This is a genomic window from Kribbella monticola (assembly GCF_003261635.1).
Taxonomy (GTDB): Bacteria; Actinomycetota; Actinomycetes; order Propionibacteriales; family Kribbellaceae; genus Kribbella; species Kribbella monticola.
In genome coordinates, this window is sequence record NZ_QFXK01000092.1 from 174514 (window position 1) to 192925 (window position 18412).

The following is an 18412-nucleotide window of genomic DNA, read 5'->3' on the forward strand; positions in this document are numbered from 1 at the left end:
GCTTGCCCGGCGCGGAACGCGGGTTAGCCGTGGCCGGCGGTGTGGTGGCGGGCGACGCGGGCGCGATTGCCGCAGGCCGGACCGCACCACGCCTGGTTCGTGCGGCGCTGGAAGAACAGTTGCCCGCATCCCGGTGCGTCACACAGCGCCAGGTCGGCCCGGGGGCCTGCTAGTACGTCGCGGACGGCGGCGGCCAGCCTCGCCAGCAGCAGCGTGAACGGGGCGGGGGAGCCGACAGCGCGTGAAACCAGCGACCCGGGCTCTTCGCCGAGCACCATCACCTCCGGCGTACCAAGCAGCGTTTCGTTGAGCGTCCGTACGTCGGACTCGTGCCAGGTGCCGTGGCCGGCTGCCGCACGCAGGAGGCGCAGCGCAGCGTCACGGAGGTGCAGGAAGGCGCGCAGATCGTTCTCGTCGACAGTCGTCGGCCGGGGAGCGGGCAACGCCGCCGCGTGGAGCCAGGACTCCAGGTCGTCGACCGAGGTCACCAACTCGTGCTCGGTCCAGCCGCGCCGGATCACCGTGTTCGCGAAGTCGAGCGACGGGTAGCCCTCCAGCCACGCCCAGGTCAGCTCGATGCCCACGAACAGCAGTCTAGGGCAACACGCTAACGGTTTGAAGATCTAAAACCGTTATTTTAGAGTCGGGTCATGGCCAACTCACGCGGTCGTCTCGTCGCCCTGTGCACGGTCCAGTTCGTGGATGTGATGGGCGTGACCGTCGTCGTGTCCGCGATGCCGCGGATGCTGGCGGACCTCGGCGGTTCTGCTGCCCAGGCAGGGCTTCTGGTGCCGGTCTATGCGGTCGGCTTCAGCAGTCTCCTGTTGCTGGCGGCGCGGCTCGGCGACCGCTTCGGGCACCGCCGCACCTTGGTGGCAGGGCTGCTGGTCTTCGCGATCGGCTCGACCGTCGCGGCCGCCGCGCCGACGCTCTCGCTGCTGGTGACAGCCCGCGGGATCCAGGGCGTGGCCGCCGCGATCTCGGTGCCGAATGCGTTGGTCCTACTGACCCGGGTCGCTCAGTCCAAGGATGCTCGGGAGCGGGCTCTCGGTGCATGGAATGCCTGCGGCGGACTCGCCGGTGCAGCCGGCCTTCTGGTCGGTGGGCTCACCACGTCCGCCGTCAGTTGGCGGGCCATCTTCTGGGGGAACCTCGTGGTCACGGCGGTGCTCGTCGCAGTACTGCTGCGGTTGGTCGAGAGGGACCGACCTGCTGAGGAGTTGTCGGCGGGGTTCGATCCGCGCTCGGTGGTGTTGCAGGTCGTTGCGGTCGGCGCGGTGGTCGCCGCTGCCAACGCGACCGCGAAGCCCTGGCCGGTCCCGGCGGCGCTGGGGTTGGCCGGTGTCCTGGCCGCGGCGTGGCTGGTGGTTCGCGAACGGCGTACGGCGCGGCCGTTGGTGCCCGCCGGCCTGTGGCGTCCCAGCTTTGTGGCGGGGCTGCTGGGGTCGTTCGGGATCACGGCCACGACCAGTTCGCTGGTGGTGGTCGGCACCGTGTATTTCCAAGCAGAGAAGGGATTCAGCCCGGCCTCGGCGGGGTTGATGATCCTGCCGTTCAGCCTCGGTGCCGTCGTAGCGGCCGGCCTGGCCGGACGGCTGATGCCGCGAACAGGTCCGCGGCGGACGTTGGCGGTCGGCCTGTTGCTGATCTTCGGCGGCGGGTTCGCGGTGTGGGTCTCGTCGACGACGGCCGCGCTGATCGTTGCGCTCGTGCTGGCGGGGCTGGGGAACGGGATGGGCGCCGTGGCGGCGTACGGGCTCGGGACCGCCGTACCGGACGAGCAACAAGGAAGTGCGGCCGGCCTGCTGAACACTGCCGCACAAGTCGGTACGGCGATGATGGTGGCGATCACCGTCGCCATCGCCGGCCGCGGGTACGGGCTCGACTACCGGGCCGGCTGGCTCACCGTCGCACTTACAGCGTTGGCAGTCCTGTTCAGTGTCGGTGCGATCACCAGGCAGCGGACACGCCGTCGTTAGCCGCGCATGGAACCGGCGCAACGGGATACCGGGGCGCGGCGACCACGACATGGAAGGCACGCTTGTGAACGAGACGCTGATCGACCCGACGACGCAGTACCCGAAGCCCGACCACCAAGGGCGCGAGTCCCAGCAGCATCCCGGGCTCAGCGGCGAGATGACCCCGGAACCCGACTACGGCGAGAAGTCCTATCGCGGCAGCGGCAAACTCGAGAACCGGCGCGCCCTGATCACGGGCGGCGACTCCGGGATCGGCCGGGCCGTCGCGCTCGCGTTCGCGCGGGAGGGCGCCGACGTATTGATCAGCTATCTCGACAGCGAGGAAGCAGACGCGCAGGCGACCTGCCGGCTGGTCGAGGACGCCGGCCGCAAGGCAGTGGCGGTGCCGGGAGACATCCGCTCGGAGGACCACTGCGTCGAGCTGGTGAACCGGGCGCTCTCGGACCTGGGTGGACTGGACATCCTGGTGAACAACGCGGCGTACCAGATGTCGCAGGAGAGCATCGTGGACATCACGACCGACCAGTTCGACCGGGTGATGAAGACGAACCTCTACGCCATGTTCTGGCTGTGCAAGGCGGCGGTCCCGCATCTGCCGCCGGGCTCGGCGATCATCAACACCACCTCCATCCAGGCCTACCAGCCGTCACCGCAGTTGCTCGACTACGCGACGACGAAAGCCGGAATCCTCAACTTCACCAAGGGTCTGGCCCAGGAGCTCGCCCCGAAGGGGATCCGGGTGAACGCGGTCGCGCCCGGCCCGATCTGGACCCCGCTGATCCCGGCCACGATGCCGGCGGACACGGTCAGCGAGTTCGGCGCCGACACCCCGCTGGGCCGGGCCGGTCAGCCGGCCGAGCTCGCACCGGCGTACGTGTTCCTCGCGTCGACGGACTCCAGCTACATCACCGGCGAACGCATCGGCATCACCGGCGGCAACCCACTCCCGTGAGCCGGCCCGGCTAGGCGCCGCTCGGCGCGGCCGGCGACGACAGGGTCGTGCTGAAGAGCCGGTCGTCGAGCTCGTTCAGGGCGAGCCGGATCGCGCCGAGGGCGACCGAGTCGGCGCCGAGAGTGGAGGCACGGACCTCTGGCACCCGCAGGCAGAGGCGCTGGAGTTCGGCTCTCAGCGGATCGAGGACGAGGTCGGCCGAGCGCGAGAAGCCGCCACCGTAGATGACGAGCTGCGGATCGAGAGCGAGCACCAATGCGGCGGCGCCGACCGCGAGGTCCTTCACATAACGGGTGACCGCGGTCTTCGCGTGCCGGTCACCCTGCCGGGCAGCTTCGAAGACCCAGGCGGCGGCGTCGTCAGGGCTGACACTCGCCGGTACGCCGGGGCAGTTCTCCAGATGGGAAGGCGCCGCCAGCCAGCGGACCTGCTTGAGCGCGCCGATCTCGCCGGCGGCTCCGCCGTACCCGCGTCGCAGTACTCCGTCGAGGATCAGGCCGGCGCCGATCCGCATGCCGGCCAGCAGATAGATGACATCGCTCGCGTCGTCCGCCGCGCCCTTCCATCGTTCGGCGAGGGCGGCCAGTTTGCAGTCGTTCTCCACGATCACCGGGCAGGAGAAGCGCCGGGCGAGGTGGGAGGGCAGGTCGACCTGCTGCCAGCCCGGGATCGGCGTGAACAGGCTGGTGCGCCCGCTGGCGTCGACCGGCCCGGTGACTCCGATGGTCACCGCCCACAGGTCCGCGGGCTTCTGCTTCGCCGCGGCCAGGCACTTGCGGATCGCTTCGTCCAGAGCGGCGAGGCGCTCCTTTGGATTGGCGTCCGCGGCGACGGCCACGCGATGGCTCTGCAGCACGTCGCCGTTCAGATCGGCCAGCAGCGCCAGCACCTTGTGCACCCCGACGTCGACGCCGAGGACGTGACCCGCGGTACTGCGGAACTCGTACCGGCGGGCGGGCCGGCCGACGGCGCTGCTGGACCCGGGTTCGATCACACTGGCCCAGCCGGCGGCCACCAGGTTCTGGGCGATCAGGTCCACGGCCGGGCGGGACAGACCGGTGCGCTGGGACAGCTCGGTCACCGTCGAGGGTGGGTGGTCGCGTAGCGCCCGGACGATCGTCAGCGAGTTGAGCTCACGGAGCCGCGGAAGATCCACGCCGGTGCCGGCGCCAGCTGTCACGGCCTGTCTGCTCCTTCGCCCGAGCGCCCACCCCTAATAACACTACGATCTTTACAAACCGGCGGGTGAATAGCAACCGACCGGCCGGTGGTCAGCCGATGGGGTAGGCAGAGCCGGCCGGCGGCTCCACCGCAGGCGTGAAGTCTGTGTCGCGACCGTCGATGCGGTACCTGTACCGGCCGATCCGCTCGGTCTCGGGCGAGCCGCTCAGGTACTCCGTCATCGCCTGCAGTTCGCCGGGATGCAGCCATGACGGCGGGTCGGACACCGCGCGGAAGCCGCAGATGACGGCGAGGTCGCGCAGCCAGGACTGCTGTTGTTCGGTGAGCAGGTTCAGCCGGCTGCGGAAGTAGACGACGTCGGGATCCACTTCGGCCACGGGTGCGTGCCAGAGCCGGTGCAGAGTGTTGATGACGGCGTTGCGGGCCATCGCGTCGGACGGGTCGTCGCTGGCGTAGTTCTGCCACATCGGTGCCACATCGGGACCGCTGCGAAGTCCGTCGAGGATCCCGAGCGACGGCAGCAGCATGGCGCCGCTGCCCAGGAGATACACGTCGTCGCCCGCGGTCCGGCGGATCACCGCCAGCGCCTCGCGGTAGGCCTCTTCGCGACCGGTCCCATCAGCCCGTACGCCGGGCGCCGCGGCCGCGTTGACGAAGTCGAGCTTGAGGTAGCGGAAGCCCCAGTCGTGCACGAGCCGCTGGGTCAGCTCGACCAGATGAGCCTGGGTCGCCGGCAGGGTGACGTCGAGGGCGTAGTAGCCGGTTCCCCAGTTGTAGCCGGCAACGACCGGTGCTCCGTGCTGGTCACGCAGCAGCAGTTCGGGGCGCTCGAGGGCGAGCCGAGAATCGGGCAACGCGATGAACGGCGCCACCCAGAGCCCGGGGGTCATGCCGGCGTCGGTGATCCGCTCCGCCAGGGCCCGCATGCCGGAGGGGAACTTCTGGTTCGGCTGCCAGTCGCCGACGCGTTCCTCCCAGCCGTCGTCGACCTGCACCACATCGAAAGGCAGGCCCTGCAGTGCGTCGATGTCCTTGTTGAGCTGCTGTTCGGTGATGTCCTCGTAGTACGCGTACCAAGAGCACCAGACGTTTCCGGCCCGGTTGCGGCCTTGCCCCAGGTGCGCCGCGAGGTGACGGGTGTACGCCCCGAAGACGGCGTCTTCGGGGCCATAGGCAACGAACCAGGGCGCGGCACCCGACTCGTACCACCCGGACAGGGTGTCGCGGTCAGCCGTCAACCGCGGCACCCCGAGGCCCAGTGCCCCGAGCAACAGCACGTTGCCGTTCTCGCCCTGGATCGCGGCGACGGCGGACGAGTGGTGGCTGCACGGGTCGTCCCAGGCGTCGTCGTCGGCCGTGACCCGGCGTACCGGGTCGGCGATGCGCAGCGGTTGCCCCGACAATCTGCGCCACCCGCACGGGCTCCAGGAGTTCTGTCCGTGCCGGTAGAACAGGCCGTCCCCGAGACCGTGCAGGAGGGCCACCCGCCCCGCCGGGAGGATCATGCCTCCGTCGGCCGGGCGTGGCTCGCCGGCTCCCTCGTGGTCCAGAGCGATCGTGTGTCCGGCCAGCTCGAACAGCAGTGTCATGCTTCTCCTTCTACTTGAACAGGGCGTTGACCTGGTCGTTGGCCTTCTTCAAGGCCGTTGCGGAATCGGACTGGCCGAGCACCGCGGACTGCACGGCGTCCTGCACGACCTGGGAGATCTCGTTGCCGTGTTCGCTGATCGGCAGGAAGAAGGTTCCGCCGGGCGCCTTCGCCTCGTCGACGAACACCTGGACGTCCTGACCCTTGGCCTGGTGGGCCGCCAGCGCCTTGTCACCGGCGGCCTTGATCGCCGGGAAGACCACGCCGTTGCCGCCGACGATGTTCTGGCAGTCGGCCGAGCCGAGGAACTTGACCCATTTCCAGGCCTCCTCCTTGTGCTCGGTGCCGGCGTTGATCGCGTCGGAGAGGCCGTTGATGGCCGTCTTGCGGCCGACCGGGCCGGTCGGCAGCGGCGCGAACGCGAACTTCACCTTGGCGTCCGGGGCGAGGTAGCTGTTGATCATCCAGGAGCCGGCGAAGGTGATGGCGCCCTTCCTCGCCGCGAGCAGGGCGTCCCGCGACAGCGTGGACGCCTTGTCCAGCGCAGGCGCGTACCCCTTGGCGATGAGGGACTTGAACCAGTCGATGGTCGCGGCGAGCTTCGGGTCGTCGTAGCTGTACTTCGTACCCCACGGATTCTTGTCGAGGAAGCCGAAACCGTTGCTGACGGCAAGATTGCCCCAGCCGTTCTGCCCTTGCGATCCGTCCGCCCACTCCGGCAGGAACCCGTAGGTCTTCACCTTCGACTTGTCGAAGGCCGGGTCGAGTCCGTTACGGCCCTTCTCGTCGACGGTGGCCTTCGCGATCACCTGCTCGAAGCTGCCCCCGTCGGTGGGGTTCCAGGTGAGGTTCTTCAAGGCGGCCGCGGTGATGCCCTGCGCCTGCAGGTGGGTGGTGTTGTACACCAGGGCCATCGTGTCCCAGTCCTTCGGCAGCCCGTACCGCTTGCCGTCCTTGGCGTACAGATCCGCCAGTCCCGCCTGGTACTGGGTGAGGTCGACCTTGTCGCGGTCGACGAACGGCTGGATGTCGAGAATCTGGTTGCTGGTGACGAACTGCGGATAGTACGACGCCTGGTCCGTCCACACGTCCGGCGCGTCACCAGCGGCCAACTGGGTGGTCAGGTTCTGCCAGTACTGCGCCCAGGCCGTCTGCGTGAGCTTGACGGTGATGTCGGGGTTCGCGGTGTGGAAGGCGTCGGCGCACGCCTGGTACGACGCCTTCTGGTTGTCGTCCCACAACCAGTAGTCCAGCGTCACCGCGCCGCCGGACCCGGAACCGTCCGACGAGGTGCAGCCCGTCAAGGCGGCCAGCGACAAGGTCAGCAGCGCCGCGCCCGTGGTCATGATGCGTTTCATGGTGTCCTCCGATGAATGGGTTTGCCGACAGCGAGCACTACTTGCCGCCGGTGAAACTGAGTGACTGCACGAGTCGTCTCCCCAGCAGGACGAGCAGCAGCAGAACGGGCAGCACCGACAAGGTGGAGGCGGCCATCAGGCCGGTCCAGTCCGGCTGGGTGTTGGGGGACTGCTGCAGGAACACGCCCAAGGCAACGGTCACCAGCCGGTGCTCTTCGCCCCGGCCCACCAGCAGCGGCCAGAGGAAGTCCTTCCAGGCCCAGACCGTGGTCGTGAGCCCGATCGTGATGAGCGGTCCGCGGCTCATCGGCAGCGCCACCCGCCAGAAGAGGCCCCACGGCCCGGCACCGTCCAGGATGGCCGCCTCTTCCACCTCGCGGGGCAGCGACAAGAAGAACTGACGCAGGAAGAAGACCGCGAACGGTGTCATCAGGATCGTGGGCGCGACCATCCCGGCCATCGTGTTGATCCAGCCGAGCTCTTTGACCAGGATGAAGTTCGGCAACAGCGTGAAGATCGGTGGCACCATCAGGGCCGAGACCAGCAGCGTGAAGGTGAGATCGCGGCCGGGGAACCTGAGCCGGGCGAAGGCGTAGCCCGCCATCGAGCACAGCAGGGTCTGCACCCCGGCGATCAGCCCGCAGTAGATCACCGAGTTCAGCAGGTAGCGGCTGAAATCCAGGTGCGCCCCGGAGCCGCCCGCGGCCCTGGCCTCCGCCTCGCTGGTCAGGCCGAGCACCCGCGCGAAGTTGATCAGCGTCGGCTGATCGGGAAGCAGCGAACCGCTGTCGTGATAGAGGTCCGCGGCCGGTGTGATCGCCGTCCGGATCATCCAGTAGAACGGGAAGATCGTCACCAGCAGGAAGACGGCCAGGAACACCCAGGCCAGGATCCGTCCCGGCCGCAAGCGCTGGGAAGAGTTCATCGCGGGCCCTCTCATGCCAGGTCCGAGTTCGACGCCCGGAGCAGGCGCAACTGGGCGAAGGTGAACACGCCGAGCACCAGCGCCAGGAACACCGCGGCCGCTGCCGCGTAGCCCATATGGAAGTAGCTGAAGGCCTGCTGATAGATGAAGAAGTAGATGACCCGGGTCGCTGAGACCGGGCCGCCCTTGGTCGTGACGGCCACCGTGTCGAAGATCTGGAACGAGCCGATCAGGGAGACGACCAGTACCAGCGCGAGGACCGGTCGTAGCAGCGGCAGCGTGATTCTGGCGAAGATCCGCAGTTCGCCGGCGCCGTCGATCGCCGCACTCTCGTACAGGTGCTGCGGGATCTGCAGCATCCCCGCGTACAGCAGCAGCGCGGTGTAGCCGGTGTAGGCCCAGGTGTTGATTCCCGCGATGGCGGGCATCGCCCAGTTGGCATCCGTGAAGAAGCCGACGGTGCCCAGCCCGACCGCGTGCAGCAGGTGGTTGACGAATCCGAGGTTGGTGTCCAGCAGCCACATCCACAGCAGACCGATGGTCACGTTCGGCACCAGCCAGGGCAGCAGCAGCGTCGCCCGGAGCACGACCGATCGGGTCAGCCTGTGCATGAGTCCGGCTACGACGATGGCGAGCACCGTCTGCGAGGCGATGTTCAGCACGACGTAGTACGCCGTGACGAGCATCGAACTCCAGAACTGCCGGTCGGCCAGCAGGTCGGTGTAGTTGCCCGCGCCCACGAAGGACGGCGTACCGAGCATCGTGTAGTCGGTCAGCGAGTACCAGACGCCGCGTGCGGCCGGATACGCGTAGAAGACGGCGAATCCCACCAGTACCGGCGCGACGAACAGCCATCCGACCCGACGGTCGTCTCGTTGCCTGAGCTGCCCCATTGGCGTCCTTCGATCGGTGTCGACGAGCTCTTGTCAGCCGGCCCGCCCTGGACTAATGATGTAGACATTCGGAAGTTTGTCAACACTTCTTCATATTCGCCCAAGGAGAAGCCATGCATCCTCACCCCCGCGGCCGCCGCCTGCTGGTCGCGATCGCCGCCGTCACGGCCACACTCGGCCTGAGCCTGGCGGCGCTGAGTCCGGCCGCAGCGGCTCCGGCCGGCCCGCCGCCCCGACCGGCGGCACCGGCCACCCCTGATCCCTCCCTGCAGGTCCACACCCTGCAGGCCGCCGACGGCCCGCTGGACAATCCGCTGAAGGGCTTCGCGCGGTTCTACTCGCCGGGCGCCAACCAGAACACCGGCTACCCGCACGCGCTGACCTGGGGCTACTTCGGCCTGTCCGAGGTGATGACGAACGCGGCCAGTTGCGGCAGCTACAACTGGTCCGTTCTCGACAACATGCTGGCCGAGACCGCCAGCCAGGGAAATCAGGCCGCGATCCGCTTCTACCTGGCCTACCCCGGTGGTACCGGAACCCATCCGGCGAACGCGATCCCGCCCTGCTTCAACGGCCACGTCACCTACCGCTCCGACACCTACTGGAACGTGACCGAGCCCGACTACGACAGCCCGTTCCTGCTGGACGCGCTGAAGAACTTCATCGCCGCCTTCGGGGCCCGGTACGACAGTGATCCGCGGCTCGGGTTCGTCCATCTCGGCCTGGTCGGCCTGTGGGGCGAATGGCACACCTGGCCGTATGACACCGACACGTCCGACGGGCTGCCCAATTACATGCCCACCGACGCGAACGCCGCTCAGCTGATCAATGCCTACGACAACGCCTTCAACACCACGAAGCTGGAGATCCGCTATCCCGATGCCGCCGGTGGCGCGGCCAACAGCCGCGACGTCGGCTATCACGACGACTCGTTCTGTTACCGGGAAGGCTCGCCACTGGCCGGAGTCACGCTGCCGCAGTCGCTGGGCGGCGCGTCGTACGCCCAACTGCAGCGCAATCTCGCCACCGGCACGGAGAACAAGTGGATCCACGATTCCATGGGTGGCGAGGTGCGGCCGGAGATCCAGGCGACGGCGTTCGACAACTGGCCTGGCGGCTCCGGTGCGGTGGACAACATGAAGGCGTGCATCGAACTCGAACACACCACCTGGAAGATCAATGAGCAGTCGGCGAACTACGCGCCCACCAAAACCAACGTCGGGGCGGCGGTCCGGCTGATGGGCTACAACCTGACGGTCGACAAGGCCTATTTCCAGAACACGGCCGGTGGCACGACAAACCTCGGCGTACAGATCAGCAACACCGGGGTCGCGCCGTTCTACTACCCCTGGACCATGACGGTCGGGCTGAAGAACAGCGCCGGTACGGTGGTGAAGACCTGGGACACCAGTTGGGACCTGCGCACGGTCCAGCCACTGAAGATCCGCGCGTTCCCCGACTGGAGCGTCGGCAGCGATCCCACCTACCGCGACTTCGGCTATCCGCAGTACTTCCAGACGCCGGTCGACCTCGCCACTGTGGCCCAGGGCAACTATCAGTGGGTACTACGGGTCAAGAACCCGCTCGAGGCGACCTCGGCCGCTGCCAAGAAACTGCGGTTCGCCAATGCGACCCAGAACGCCGACGGATGGGTCGGCCTGGGCTCCGTCACGGTCGGATCGGGCAGTACCCCGGCCAGTTACGAAGCCGAAGCGGCCGGCAACAGTCTCGCGGGTGGCGCCGTCGTCGCCTCGTGCTCCGCCTGCTCGGGCGGGTCCAAGGTCGGTTACATCGGCAACAACCTCGGCACGCTGGCCATCCAGGGCGTCAACGGCGGGACCGGTGGCTCGAAGTCGATCACGATCTACTACACGTCCGCGGTCGCCAGGACCGCGGTCGTCAACGGACAGTCGGTGAACTTCCCCGCGACGGCCGATTGGAACACGGTCGCCTCCGTCACGGTGACCCGGACGCTCCAGGCCGGTACGGCGAACAGCGTCTCGTTCGTCAACTCCACCGGGTGGGCGCCGGACATCGATCGGATCACCGTCGGATAGTCCCGCCGGAGACCGGCGGACAGGAAGACGCCCAACGGACCACCAGTTCCGTTGGGCGTCTTCCTGTCGGAGCGAGAATTACTCGCTGGCCTCTTGGCGCAGCTTCTTCTGGAGCTGGTCCTTGTCGAGCGACGAGACCCCGGAGACGTCGGCGTTACGGGCCTGCTGCAACAGTTGCTCGCGGGTGATGTCGTCCGGCTGGTCGCCCAGGTGTTCCTTGCGGGCGGCCGCGAAGGCCTCGCCAAGCTGCTGGCGCCGTTCGTCGCTCAGGTTGGCGCGCATACCGGGAAGGACCTTGGTCTCCTCTTCCTCGACATGGTGGCTGACGGCATCGATCACCTTCTGCAGCGCCTGGTCGAAGTCCGCGCTCTCCGGATCCGTCGCGGCGAGCTTGGCCAGCAGTTCGTCCGCCTCGACGTGTTCCTCCTGGCTGTGCGCGACCTCGTCGGCTTCGCCGGCCTCGGCGGCGGCTGCGGGATACACCTCGGACTCCTCGGCGCGACTGTGCGCCGACAGCAAGGTGGTGAGCACGGGCAACAGGCCGACCCGCTTCTCCGGGTTGTCCTTCAGCTCGTCGAACAGTCGTTCGACCTCTCGATGATCCTGCATGATCAGATCGACGACATCCGCAGCCATTCCAGTTCCTCCTTCTCCGGGCCCGCACGATCGGCGCGACTCTGCGCCGCCTGTACCCGGCGGCAAACACCGCCTGCGCCGCGGTCTGATTTGTCCGATCGGGGCACGGGCACCAGGACGGCATGTCAGCCGAGCTGCCGATCGCCTCCAGCCTGGACGCTGCGCGGGCGGTCCGCGACGTCCTGTTGCCCGTCGTAGCGCAGGGCGCGATTCAGCGCCGCCCGACCATGTCGCTGCTCAGCGAGCGGCTCAGGACCGACGAGCGTGCGCTGGCCCGGATCCGTCGTCTCCGGGACACCTACGGCGCCGGCCCGCTGCTGCTCCGGTTGCCCGGCCGGACGATCGGCCTGGTCCTGGACCCGAACCACGTGCACCGGTTGCTGGCCGGGACGCCCGATCCTTTCGCGGCCGCAACGGCAGACAAGCGTGGTGCGCTTCGGCACTTCCAGCCGCATGCCGTGCTCGTCACCGACCCGCCGCTGCGAGACCCGCGCAGAGAGTTCAACGAGCTGGTCGCGCGCGGTACGACGGATCGTGCTCGGGGACAAAGCGGCTGACGACAAGGAACTCTCCGACCTGCTCGACACCCTGCGGTCCGATGCGAACTGGGCAGAGTTCCGCCCCCGGAACAAGGCGGCTTACGCACGCTTCCGGCAATTGCTCGACAGCTATGTCGGGGCCGCCGAGCCGGCCAGCCTGGTCGAAGGTCTCAGTCAGGACTCGACCGCTGAACTCGATCCCGCGGGCCAGGTTCCGCACTGGTTGTTCGCCTTCGACGCCGCCGGGATCGCGCTGTGGCGGTTGCTCTGCGTCGTCGGAGCGCGTCCGGAGTACGCCGTACCCATCGCTGCCGAGGCCGCGCGCCCGCAGGAGTCGCCGCTGCTCGCCCACGCGGGCGCCGCGGTACAGGAGTGCTTGCGGTTGTGGCCGACGACGCTCGTCGTACTGCGGGAGTCGGTCGTGGAGACCGAGTGGGAAAACGGGAGGGCGCCTGCCGGTACGGAGTTCGTCATCGTGAGTTCGGTGCGCGGGGCGGAATGTCGTCCTGCTCACCACGAGCGCAGCGGTCAGCCATGTCGTCTCGCAGTACGAGTTGGATGTCGATCCGGCCACCACAGCCAAGCTCAGCGACCCGCTGCCGGCCACCTTCGACCACACCAGCCCCCGCATCGGCTTCTGGAGAACGGACCTGCGCCGCTGAGGTCGGCCGGCGCTGGTGTCACTTCGAGTCGGGTTCGGCCATCTTGCGGTGGACGGCGGCTTTGACCTTGTCGGGAAGGACCTTGTTGGCCAGCTCCTGTGCCTTCGTCATCAGGGACTCGGCCACCACCCGGTCCTTGCCGGCCAGCAGGGCCTCGAAGGCCTGCTTGGCGACCTCGGCCGGATCGTCCTTGTCCGACCGGCCGACTGGGGTGTCGTCCATACCGGCGCGGTGGAAGAAGTTCGTCTCAGTCGGACCGGGCATCAGCGAGGTGACGCTGACGGCGGAGTCCTTCAGTTCGTTCTGCAGAGCTTCGGCGAACGACTGCAGGAACGACTTGCTGGCGTTGTAGACGGCCTGGAACGAGCCCGGCATGGTCGAGGCGATCGAGGAGGTGATCAGGATCCGGCCTTCGTCGCGGCTGAGCATGTCCGGCAGGAGCAGCTTGGCGAGGTGGACGGTCGACTTGACGTTGAGGTCGATGATCCTGAGCTCGGCGGCCAGGTCGTTGTCGGCGAAGGCGCCGCCGAGACCGATGCCGGCGTTGAGGGCCGCCGCGTCGACGCGGCGCGAGCCGAGCGCGGAGTACAGCCGCTGTACGCCGTCGGAGGTGGCCAGGTCCACCTTGACCGCCTCCACCTGGACCGGCGTCGTACCGGCGGTCCGCAACTCGACGGCGACGGATTCGATCGCGTCGTTCTCGGCCGCGACCACCAGGTCGTACCCATGGCTTGCGAACTGTTTGGCGAGCTCCAGGCCGATACCGCTGGAGGCACCGGTCACCAGCGCGCGGGGTTGCGTGTCAGTCATCTGCACGAGGTACCCAGGAACGACGGCCACATTCACCGAGATGGGGGCCGGCTCCGCCCTTCGGGTGACTCCTTTTCGAATGTGGCGGATCGGGAACCGGGTGAGGGACCGATGAGCTGAAAGAAGTGGAACCGATGGCAGTGCCGCAGTCGTACCGGAACGCGAGCGAACCGTGGACGGACCAGGAGATCGCCGAGCTCGGCGAACTTGCCGCCGACAACATTCCACCGAGCGTGATCGGCCTGCGCCTGGGCCGTCCCGAACAGGCGGTCGAGCTGAAGGCGGCTCAGGTCGGCGTCCGGCTGCTGCCTGCCGAACGCCCGCCGTACGGCGGATGACCACGCGACCCTCGCCGTCCGACGGATAACTGCGTAGCCGTCGCCGTACCGCGGCCTGCCGCGCACCCAGACATCTCAGGAGGAACGCATGCGACTCGGGTTCAAGTTGATCGCGGAGGCCTACTCGCCGGTCGAGATCGTCGACCAGGCGGTCCGGGCGGAACAGGCGGGTTTCGACTTCGTCGAGGTGAGTGACCATTTCCACCCGTGGGTGCCGGAGCACGAGCACTCGGGGTTCGCGTTCTCGATGCTCGCGGCGGCCGCGGCGCGTACCTCCACGATCGAGTTGGCCACCGGGGTGACCTGTCCGTTCATCCGCTACCACCCGGCGATCGTGGCGCAGGCGGCGGCGACGACCGCGCTGCTGTCCGGCGACCGGTTCACGCTCGGTGTCGGTGCCGGGGAGCGGCTGAACGAACACGTGGTCGGCCAGGGCTGGCCGCCGGTCGCCAAGCGGCACGAGATGCTCCGGGAGGCGCTGGAGATCATCCGGCTGCTGTGGAGCGGCGGCTATCACTCCTACGACGGCAAGCACCTGAAGTTGGAGGACGCCCGGGTCTTCGACCTGCCGGACACCTTGCCGCGGATCGCGGTGGCCGCTGGGGGACCGGCGGCGGCCCGGATCGCCGGCGAACTGGGCGATGCGCTGTTCGCCACGGAGCCGCGGAAGGACCTCGTCACGGCGTACGAACAAGCCGGTGGCGACGGCCGCCGGTACGCCGAAGTACCGCTGGCGTGGGCGCCGACCGAGGACGAGGCGGCGGAGTCGGCGCGGCGCCTGTTCCGGTTCGGCCTCACCGGCTGGAAGGTACAGGCCGAGCTGCCGAACCCGGTGAACTTCGCGGCCGCCACCGAGCTGGTGACCGCCGATCACCTGCGCGAGCAGTTCGGCTGTGGTCCGGACGTTGCCCGGCATCTCGAGATCGCCACGCCGTTCGTCGAGGCCGGCTACGACCAGCTGGCCCTGATCAACGCCGGGCCGGACATGGATGGGTTCTTCGACTTCTTCAGCAAGGAACTGGGGCCGGCCCTGCGCAAGCTGTCCAGTTAGCTGTCGCGGAGTGCCGTCAGCAGCATCCGCAAGGCCTCGCGGGTGGCGGAGCTGACCACGGTCTCCGGGGAACCGTCGAAGTGGTATTCGGCGAAGTCGGTGCCGGAGGTGGTGTGGATCGCGGCGAAGACGGTCCCCGCCGGGTGACCTTCCTCGGGGTCGGGACCGCCGACACCGGTGACGGCGACCGCATAGTCGGCATGCGTCAGCCGCGCGACGCCGTCAGCCATCTGTACCGCGCAGGTGGACGTGATGACCGGACCGGGCGTCACGCCGAGCACCTCGAATTTCACCGAGCTGGCATAGGCGGTGACACCACCGGCGAACCACGCACTGGCTTGCGGGGCAGCGCCCAGCCGGCAGGCGATGTTCCCGCTGGTCAGGGATTCCGCGACCGCGACCGTGCGGTCGTGCTTGCGAAGCAGCTCGGAGATCTCGGCGGCGATCTCAGCGAGGTCTTCGGACTGTTCGGTTGAATCGGACACCCTGCAATTGTGCATGCCGGTCCGGCGTCCGCCTGGTTGGCCCCGGGTACCGGACGGTCATGAGAAGCGATCGAAAACCCGACCAGCCCGCTGAGTCGGGGAGTCACCGGTGAGCGGGAAGAGCGTGTGGCTGGCGACCGCCGAGATGCCGCGATTCGAGCCGGCGGCCGGTCAGTCGACCGCGGACGTGGTGGTGATCGGCGGCGGTGTCATCGGTCTGACGACTGCGTTCTTGCTTGCCGACGACGGCGCCGACGTGATCGTGCTCGAGGCGCTGCGGATCGGCGCGAGAACGAGCGGGCACACGACGGGCAAGGTGACCTCCCAGCACGGGGCGATCTACAGCGACCTGGTGGATCGGCACGGCCGCGAGACGGCGGCCCGGTACGGCGCGGCGAACGAGGCCGCGATCGCCCGGATCGCCGACTGGACAGTTGCCCTAGGCATCGATTGTGAGCTCACCCGGACCTCGTCCTTCGCGTACACCACCGACGGCACAGCGGAAGCGGGCTTGAAGCGTGAGGCGGCGCTGGCCGCCGAGCTCGGTCTGCCCGCGTCGTTCGTCGCCGGGAACGAGATCGGCCTTCCGCAGGCGATCGCCGGCGTCGAATTCACCGGCCAGCTTCAGCTTCACCCGGCCAAGTACCTCGCCGGGCTGACCCGGGCGGCCGTCGAGCGCGGCTGCCGGATCTTCGACCGGACCCGCGTCGTCGAGGTGAACACCAGCGGCGACGGCGTCACCGTGACTACAGCCGACGGTGCGACCGTCGCGGCCCGGCACGCTGTGATGGCAACCTTGGCGCCACTCGGCACGACCGGTGGGTACTTCGCCAGGATCCGGCCCCGGCGGTCCTGGGGCATCGCCGTACGCCTGCCCGTACCGGCGCCGGCCGGGATGGCCATCAGCGTCGACGACCCGGTCCGGTCGACCCGGCCCTGGCCAGGCGGCGGCCCCAACGGCCTGATCGTGGTCGGCGCGGGACCCGAAACCACCAGCCCGGGCGATGCCGATTCCGAGGCTCGCGCGGACACGGACGCGAACTACGAGGCCTTACTGGACTGGGTCCGCTCGACCTGGGGAACGGGCGAGATCAGTGCGGAGTACCAGTGGTCGGCGCACGACTATGCCACGCCGGACCTGCTGCCGTACATCGGTACTGCGCCCGGCAGCGACCGGCTGCTGGTCGCAACCGGGATGCACAAATGGGGCCTTACGCAAGGAACGGTCGCGGCGGCGATCCTCGCCGATCTCGTGGCCGGCCGGACGCATCCCGACGCCGACCTTTACACCGCGAACCGGATCGGCGGGGTGGCGGCCGTTGCCCAACTGGTGAAGGAGAATCTGAGTGTCGGGAAGGACTTCGCCACGGGGCACGTCGCCCGCCTGTCGGGTGGCGTCGACCACCTCGAGCCGGGTGAAGGCGGCCTCCTCCAGCACGGCAAGGAGACTGTCGGCGCCTACCGGGACCGCGAAGGCCAATTGCACTTGGTGAAACCCGTCTGCACGCACCTGGGCTGCGGGCTGGTCTGGAACCGGGCCGACACCACCTGGGACTGCTCCTGTCACGGCTCGCGGTTCGATCCGGACGGCGAGATCCTGGACGGCCCCGCGACCAGCCGGTTGCAGCGACCGTGAGCAGTTGTGATCCGCTTGTGCCGGGAACGGGACTGGTGTGTGCGTTCGAATCGTGGCAATCTGTTAGCGGCGGTCTGTTAAGCAGTCAGCAGCCGGATCGAGTTGTCGATTTGGCGGGAGAACGTTGATGACTGTGGGCGGCGTCGATACTTACTACGATTACGACGAGAAGCAGTGGAAGAGCCGAAGACTCGGCGGCGGCCCGGTCCGGCGGGGTCCGGTGTGCCCCACGCCGAAGGCCGCGTCGCGGGACGAGGCTGACCCGGACCTGTCGCATCACCGGGCGGCCCGGCCGAAATCCACTGCCCGTCGCGCCAACGCCTAGCGTGCTGCCGGCCAGCTCGGCCGACACACAATTGTCATACATGGCGCTGGAGTCATGGGGTAATTGAGAGGGGCCATTTGACCGCGGTCCAGAGAGGTGCCGCGCCGTGACTGAATGTCGCGAGGTCAAAGATGACTGTTTCTGTGATCGAAAGTAGTCAGCAGTCGTTGCCGGCGCAGTGTTCGTCGGCCGGCGATCGGGCCGCCCGGGAGGCGGCGACGATCGAATTGTTCGAACTCCGGGAGCGCAGCAGCGATCCGGCCGAGCAGCAGGAGTTGCTCGATCGCATCGTCGAGCTGAATCTGGAGATAGCCCGCGGTATCGCCCATCGGTTCCGGGGCCGCGGGGCGGAGATCGAAGACCTGGAGCAGGTCGCCTTTCTGGGGCTGATGAAGGCCGCTACCAAGTACCGCCTCGATGCGGAGACGCCGTTCATCGGCTACGCGGTGCCGACCATCCGCGGCGAGGTGAAGCGGTACTTCCGCGACTGCGCCTGGACGGTGCGGATTCCGCGCCGGTTGCAGGAGATCCAGGGTGCCGTCGCGGCGAAACTGCCGGAGCTGGAACAACGGCTCGGGCGCGAGCCGTCCATCGACGAGGTGGCGTCGTACCTCGGTATCGAGGCGGGCGAGGTCGAGCAGGCGATGGCGGCGCGGGGATGCTTCAACACCCTGTCGTTGGATCGCCCGGCCGGGCAGGAGGAAGGCCTCACGCTGGCCGACTGCATGGCCGAGGAGGAGGACCGGGCCGTCAGTCAGCTCGAGGCGGTGGACATGCTCCAGCCGGTGCTGGAAGACCTCGGGCCACGCGAGCGGCGGATCCTGGAGCTGCGGTTCGTCGAGGGCTGGACGCAGTCCGAGATCGGCAGGGAGGTCGGCGTCAGCCAGATGCAGGTCTCCCGGGTACTTCGCCAGATCCTCGACACCCTCCGCGACCGCCTCGAACCCCTACCGTCGGCAGCCTGACCGACCTGCCGCGCGCGCCGGAAGACACCGG

Annotated in this window: 18 protein-coding genes; 9 read left to right on the top strand and 9 right to left on the bottom strand. The window is 68.3% G+C overall.

The genetic code is table 11. The features are described from left to right. Positions 1-23: 23 nt before the first annotated feature. On the bottom strand, positions 24-584 hold the full coding sequence (locus DIZ26_RS37130) for an ABATE domain-containing protein (protein WP_112249255.1): 561 nt from the start codon (positions 582-584) through the stop codon (positions 24-26). Between the two features lie 66 nt (positions 585-650). Between DIZ26_RS37130 and DIZ26_RS37135 the strand changes: the two genes are divergently transcribed. After that, positions 651-1979 (top strand): MFS transporter, encoded by a 1329-nt coding sequence (locus DIZ26_RS37135; protein WP_112249256.1) that lies wholly within the window; start codon positions 651-653, stop codon positions 1977-1979. A 49-nt stretch (positions 1980-2028) separates the two neighbouring features. Continuing rightward, positions 2029-2931 carry an SDR family oxidoreductase gene (locus tag DIZ26_RS37140; RefSeq protein ID WP_112249257.1) on the top strand — a complete coding sequence of 301 codons (903 nt, stop codon included), beginning with the start codon at positions 2029-2031 and terminating at the stop codon, positions 2929-2931. Between the two features lie 10 nt (positions 2932-2941). Here DIZ26_RS37140 and DIZ26_RS37145 read toward each other — a convergent pair whose 3' ends face one another. From DIZ26_RS37145 to DIZ26_RS37165, 5 genes are all read right to left on the bottom strand, one after another. Continuing rightward, positions 2942-4111: an ROK family transcriptional regulator gene (locus DIZ26_RS37145; RefSeq protein ID WP_112249258.1), complete on the bottom strand. Its 1170-nt coding sequence runs from the start codon at positions 4109-4111 to the stop codon at positions 2942-2944. A 91-nt stretch (positions 4112-4202) separates the two neighbouring features. Continuing rightward, positions 4203-5702 carry a glycoside hydrolase family 36 protein gene (locus DIZ26_RS37150; RefSeq protein ID WP_112249259.1) on the bottom strand — a complete coding sequence of 500 codons (1500 nt, stop codon included), beginning with the start codon at positions 5700-5702 and terminating at the stop codon, positions 4203-4205. A gap of 10 nt (positions 5703-5712) precedes the next feature. Further along, complete coding sequence (locus DIZ26_RS37155) at positions 5713-7059, bottom strand: ABC transporter substrate-binding protein (protein ID WP_112249260.1); 1347 nt, start codon at positions 7057-7059, stop codon at positions 5713-5715. Between the two features lie 37 nt (positions 7060-7096). Next, positions 7097-7984 carry a carbohydrate ABC transporter permease gene (locus DIZ26_RS37160; protein ID WP_112249261.1) on the bottom strand — a complete coding sequence of 296 codons (888 nt, stop codon included), beginning with the start codon at positions 7982-7984 and terminating at the stop codon, positions 7097-7099. An 11-nt stretch (positions 7985-7995) separates the two neighbouring features. Continuing rightward, positions 7996-8877: a carbohydrate ABC transporter permease gene (locus DIZ26_RS37165; protein WP_112249262.1), complete on the bottom strand. Its 882-nt coding sequence runs from the start codon at positions 8875-8877 to the stop codon at positions 7996-7998. A gap of 113 nt (positions 8878-8990) precedes the next feature. Between DIZ26_RS37165 and DIZ26_RS37170 the strand changes: the two genes are divergently transcribed. After that, on the top strand, positions 8991-10934 hold the full coding sequence (locus DIZ26_RS37170; protein ID WP_112249263.1) for a DUF4832 domain-containing protein: 1944 nt from the start codon (positions 8991-8993) through the stop codon (positions 10932-10934). Between the two features lie 78 nt (positions 10935-11012). Here the strand turns inward: DIZ26_RS37170 and DIZ26_RS37175 are convergent, their stop codons facing one another. Beyond that, positions 11013-11570: a hemerythrin domain-containing protein gene (locus DIZ26_RS37175; RefSeq protein ID WP_112249264.1), complete on the bottom strand. Its 558-nt coding sequence runs from the start codon at positions 11568-11570 to the stop codon at positions 11013-11015. A gap of 122 nt (positions 11571-11692) precedes the next feature. Here DIZ26_RS37175 and DIZ26_RS37180 point away from each other — a divergent pair, with 122 nt between their 5' ends. Then, positions 11693-12127 (top strand): hypothetical protein, encoded by a 435-nt coding sequence (locus DIZ26_RS37180; protein ID WP_112249265.1) that lies wholly within the window; start codon positions 11693-11695, stop codon positions 12125-12127. Beyond that, positions 12105-12836, top strand: coding sequence for a cytochrome P450 family protein (locus tag DIZ26_RS37705; protein ID WP_157979942.1), 732 nt, complete (start codon positions 12105-12107; stop codon positions 12834-12836). The genes DIZ26_RS37180 and DIZ26_RS37705 overlap by 23 nt, the downstream gene beginning before the upstream one ends. Here the strand turns inward: DIZ26_RS37705 and DIZ26_RS37190 are convergent. Continuing rightward, positions 12790-13581 (bottom strand): SDR family NAD(P)-dependent oxidoreductase, encoded by a 792-nt coding sequence (locus tag DIZ26_RS37190; protein WP_112249289.1) that lies wholly within the window; start codon positions 13579-13581, stop codon positions 12790-12792. The genes DIZ26_RS37705 and DIZ26_RS37190 overlap by 47 nt on opposite strands. 134 nt (positions 13582-13715) lie before the next feature. On the opposite strand from DIZ26_RS37190, the gene DIZ26_RS37195 reads away from it, so the two are divergent. Both DIZ26_RS37195 and DIZ26_RS37200 read left to right on the top strand, forming a co-directional pair. Beyond that, positions 13716-13919: a hypothetical protein gene (locus DIZ26_RS37195; RefSeq protein WP_112249290.1), complete on the top strand. Its 204-nt coding sequence runs from the start codon at positions 13716-13718 to the stop codon at positions 13917-13919. Positions 13920-14007: 88 nt separating this feature from the next. Further along, positions 14008-14970 (top strand): TIGR03557 family F420-dependent LLM class oxidoreductase, encoded by a 963-nt coding sequence (locus DIZ26_RS37200; RefSeq protein ID WP_112249267.1) that lies wholly within the window; start codon positions 14008-14010, stop codon positions 14968-14970. Here the strand turns inward: DIZ26_RS37200 and DIZ26_RS37205 are convergent. After that, positions 14967-15455 (bottom strand): CinA family protein, encoded by a 489-nt coding sequence (locus DIZ26_RS37205; RefSeq protein WP_198676490.1) that lies wholly within the window; start codon positions 15453-15455, stop codon positions 14967-14969. The two genes, DIZ26_RS37200 and DIZ26_RS37205, sit on opposite strands and share 4 nt — an antisense overlap. A gap of 109 nt (positions 15456-15564) precedes the next feature. Here DIZ26_RS37205 and DIZ26_RS37210 point away from each other — a divergent pair, with 109 nt between their 5' ends. Beyond that, the gene (locus DIZ26_RS37210; protein WP_232828973.1) at positions 15565-17091 is read left to right on the top strand and encodes an FAD-dependent oxidoreductase; all 1527 of its coding nucleotides are present in this window, start codon (positions 15565-15567) and stop codon (positions 17089-17091) included. A gap of 456 nt (positions 17092-17547) precedes the next feature. Then, positions 17548-18381 carry a SigB/SigF/SigG family RNA polymerase sigma factor gene (locus DIZ26_RS37220; RefSeq protein WP_112249270.1) on the top strand — a complete coding sequence of 278 codons (834 nt, stop codon included), beginning with the start codon at positions 17548-17550 and terminating at the stop codon, positions 18379-18381. Positions 18382-18412: the final 31 nt, after the last annotated feature.